Annotated in this window: 3 protein-coding genes; 2 read left to right on the forward strand and 1 reads right to left on the reverse strand. The window is 76.3% G+C overall.

Annotated elements, in window-relative coordinates:
* Together AC1MIR_RS26360 and pbpC are read left to right on the forward strand one after the other, a co-directional pair.
* Positions 1-1,675: alpha-2-macroglobulin family protein (locus AC1MIR_RS26360; protein ID WP_480031148.1), on the forward strand; the 1,675-nt coding region annotated here is incomplete at its 5' end.
* Positions 1,676-3,670 (forward strand): penicillin-binding protein 1C, encoded by a 1,995-nt coding sequence (gene pbpC, locus AC1MIR_RS26365; protein WP_480031149.1) that lies wholly within the window; start codon positions 1,676-1,678, stop codon positions 3,668-3,670.
* Positions 3,671-3,682: 12 nt separating this feature from the next.
* Here the strand turns inward: pbpC and AC1MIR_RS26370 are convergent.
* On the reverse strand, positions 3,683-4,129 hold a 447-nt coding region (locus AC1MIR_RS26370; protein WP_480031150.1), incomplete at its 5' end, for a CopD family protein.

The following is a 4,129-nucleotide window of genomic DNA, read 5'->3' on the forward strand; positions in this document are numbered from 1 at the left end:
CTCCGCCCGCGGCGGGCGGGCGCCCCCCCCCCCCCCCCCGCGGCCGGGGGGGGGGGGCCCCGGCGAGGGCGTGCTGCGCCTTGCGGTGACGGGGCCGAACGGCTTCGCGACGCAGCGCGAGGCGCGCATCACCGTCCGCTCCTCCCGCGCGCCGGTGACAGAGATCGCGACGCGCACGCTGGCGCCGAACGAGACGGCGCCGGTGCCGGTGCCGTCCGATCGCTTCATCGCCGGTACCTGGCAGGCGCGCGCGACCTGGGGCGCGCCGGTGCGCTACGATCCGGCGGCGCTGCTGGCCTCGCTGCTGCGCTTCCCGCTGGATTGCGTGGAGCAGGCGTCCTCCCGCGTGATGGCGCTGGTGCATGCACCGCAGAACCCGGACACGGCGGCGGATGATGCCGCCGCACTCGGCCGCGCCATCGCCTCGATCCTCGACCGCCAGCGCTTCGACGGCCGCTTCGGATTCTGGAGCGCGGAAGGCCAGGTGCAGGACTGGGCGAGCCTCTACGCGACCGAGGCGCTGCTGCGCGCCCGCGCCGCAGGCGTGACGGTGCCGCAATCGGCGCTGGAGGATGCGCTGCGTGCGGCGGAGGAAGGGCTGGATCGCGGCACGGACGACCCGGAGCAGGTCGCCGCAATGGCCTATCGCGTCCACGTCCTCGCACTCGCCGGGCGCAATCGCCTCGGCGCGGCGCGGCGGCTGGCGGAGAATCCCGATGCGCTGCCGACGCCGCTCGCGCGTGCGCAGCTCGCCAGCGCCTTCGCGCGGGCCGGCGACGCGCAGCGCGCGACGCAGCTTTTCGCGAGCGCGCTGGATGCCAGCGCGCGGCAGTACTGGAGCTTCGATTTCGGCAGCGCCTCGCGCGACCTGCTCGCGATGGCGGTGCTGCTGAAGGAGAGCGGCGTCGCGCAGGACCGGCTGCCGAACCTGCTCGGCAGGCTGCCCGGCGCGGATCTCACGCCCGCCAACACCAGCACGCAGGAACAGGCCTGGGCCATCGCCGCGGCGCAGGCGCTCGGGCGGGACGGGCGGCCGGTGCGCATCCTGCTCGATGGCCGCGACCTGCCCGTCGCCGCGGTGGTCGGCGCGGCGCTGACCGGCGACGCCACCGCGCAGAATCGCGGACAGGCGCCGGTGGTGCAGGCGGTGTCGGTGGTCGGCGTGCCGAGCTCGCCGCTGCCCGCCGCGTCGCAGGGCATGCGCGTCGCGCGGCGCTTCTTCGCGCTGGACGGCCAGGCGCTGAACCTGGATGCGCTGCGCACCGGCACGGATTTCGTGGTGCTGCTCGAGGCCCGCGCGCTGACCAATGAGAGCCACATGGCGATGGTTCTGCAGGGCCTGCCCGCGGGGTGGGAGATCACCGGACGGCTGCCGGCGGGCGAGGTGCAGGGCATGCCCTGGCTCGGCACGCTGACCGAGCCCGACAGCATGCCCGCGCGCGACGACCGCTTCGCCGCGGCGGTGACGCTGACGCCGGAGAATGCGCTCGCGCGGCTCGCGGTGCGCGTGCGCGCGGTGACGGCGGGGCGGTTCGAGCTGCCGGGGATGGAGGCGCAGGACATGTATCGCCCCGGTGTCTTCGCGCGGCAGAACAGCGCGCGGATCGCGGTGCTCGGGCCGGATGATCCGGCGCCCACGCCACCGCCTGCGCCGGCGTCGCAGCCGAGGCGGTAGATGGCGGAGGGCGCGCGGCGCCGCAGGCTTGTCGGATGGGGCGCGGGCGCGGTTGCCGCCCTCGTCCTCTCCGCGCTCGCCCTCGACCGCCTCTTCCCGCCCGAGCTCTCCCGCTACCGCAGCACCGGCACCGAAATCCTGGACCGCGAGGGCCGCACGCTTTCCGTCCTGCCCGTCGCAGGCGGCACCTGGCGGCTGCGCACCACGCCGCAGGATGTGCCGCCGCATCTCGTTGCGATGCTGCTCGCGGCGGAGGACCGGCGTTTCCTCAACCATCCCGGTGTCGACCCGCTCGCCCTCGCACGCGCCGCCGCGCAATGGCTGCGCGCGGGGCGCGTCGTCTCCGGCGGCTCCACGCTGACGATGCAGGCCGCGCGCCTGCTGGAGCCGCGCCCGCGCACCCTGCGCAGCAAGGCCATCGAGATTTTTCGTGCGTTGCAACTCGAAGCGCGGTTCTCCAAGGAGGAAATCCTCTCGATCTGGCTCACGCTCGCGCCGCAGGGCGGCAATCTCGAAGGGCTGCGCGCCGGCTCGCTCGCCTGGTTCGGCCGCGCGCCGGCGACGCTCGACGCCGCGGAATCCGCGCTGCTCATCGCGCTGGCCCGCCGGCCCGAGGCGCTGCGCCCCGATCGCCACGCCGAGGCCGCGCGACGCGCGCGCGACGCCGTGCTGCTCGCCCGCGCGCCGGAGGCCGGCGCGGTCAACGATGGCGAGCGCGCCTACGCACTCGCCCAGCCCGTGCCCTCGCAGCGGAACGCCATGCCGCGCCTCGCGCCGCATCTCGCGCGCGAGCTTGCGCGCAATGCCGAGCCCGGCGCGCGCATCGCGACCACGCTCGACCGCGACCTGCAGCGTGCCGCGGAACGCCTCGCCTTCGACGCGTTGCGCGAGCTGCATCCGCGCGCCGCCCTCGCCCTGGTGATCGCCGAGAGCGGATCGCGCGAGGTGCGCGCGCTCGTCGCCGGCGCCTTCGGCGAGGAAGCGCGCGCGGGCATGATGGATTTGACGCGCGCGGTGCGCTCGCCGGGCTCGGCGCTCAAGCCCTTCCTCTACGCGCTGGCCTTCGAGCATGGCGTCGTGCGGCCCGAGACGGTGCTCTCCGACATGCCGCGCCGCTTCGGCAGCTATGCCCCCGAAAATTTCGACCGCGGCTTCGAAGGCCGCATCACGGCGGCGGATGCGCTGCGCCGCTCGCTGAACCTGCCGGCCGTGGCGCTGCTGAACGAGGTCGGGCCGCTGCGCTTCGCGTCGCTCCTCAAGGCTTCCGGCGCGCCGCCGCGCCTGCCCGCGGGCGCCGGGCCCTCCCTGCCGCTCGCGCTCGGCGGCGCGGGCATGACGCTGCGCGGGATGGTCTCGCTCTATGCGATGCTCGCCGAGGGCGGGCAGGGCGGCACGATCCGCGTGCTGCCCGGTGCGGAGGAACAGGAGCGTCCGCGCGTGCTGGCCGCGCATGCGGCCGCGCAGGCCGCAGGCGTGCTGGTGCAGCCCTTTCCGCGCGGCGGCCCGGCCGGCATCGCCTGGAAGACCGGCACGAGCTGGGGCGGGCGCGATGCCTGGGCCTTCGGCCTCGATGCGCGGCATGTCGCGGGCGTGTGGATCGGCAGGCCGGACGGCACGGCGATGCCGGGCGCGACCGGTGCGACCCTCGCTTTGCCCGTCCTCGCCCGCGCCTTCGCGCTGCTCCCCGCCGCGCCGCGCGAAGCGCTGCCGGTGCGCGCCGCGCCCGCAAATCCCATGACCCTTGGCGCCGAGGCCGCCGACCGCCTGCGCCTGCTCTTTCCCATGCCGGGCGCGGTGCTGGCCGAGGGCGGCAGCGTGACGATCCGCGCCGCGGGCGGCCGCCGGCCGCTGACCTTCCTGGTGGATGGCGCCCCGGTCGAGGCGCATCGGGCCCGCCGCGAGACCGCCTGGACCCCGCCCGGCCCCGGCTTCTACCGCATCACCGTGCTGGACTCGGAGGGCGCGGCGGCGCGGGCGGAACTGCGCGTGCGGTAGCGGGGCGGCGCCTCACCCCTGCACGCGGTGCCCGTAATCGGCCGGATGCACCGAGACCATCTCGGCCGCGGCGTAGAAGGCGAGCAGCACGACCACGCTCTCGATCCGGATCGAGGCTGCGAGCCGTGCGCCCGCGCCGTCCTCCCCGCGCGTCAGCGCCGGCGTGTGGCGCAGCCTGTTCCACAGCGCGAGGCCGAGTGCGGCGAGCACCGCCGCCACCTTCCAGGCCAGCGCCCAGCCATGCCAGGCATCGAGGATGCGGTCGAGGCGGAGCGTCAGGTACCAGGTCAGCAGCAGGCCTGTGACGAGCATCACGGCGACGGCGACCGTCGCCGCCACGCTCCAGTCCCGCAGCAGCGCCGCCGCGGAGGCCGTGTCGCGGGGCCCCGCGCGGCCCCGCCCCCGCGCCCCCCCGCCGCCCCCCGCCCCCCCCCCCCCCCCCCCCCCGCCCCCCCCCCC

It is taken from the genome of Falsiroseomonas sp. RANM36 (assembly GCF_056682175.1).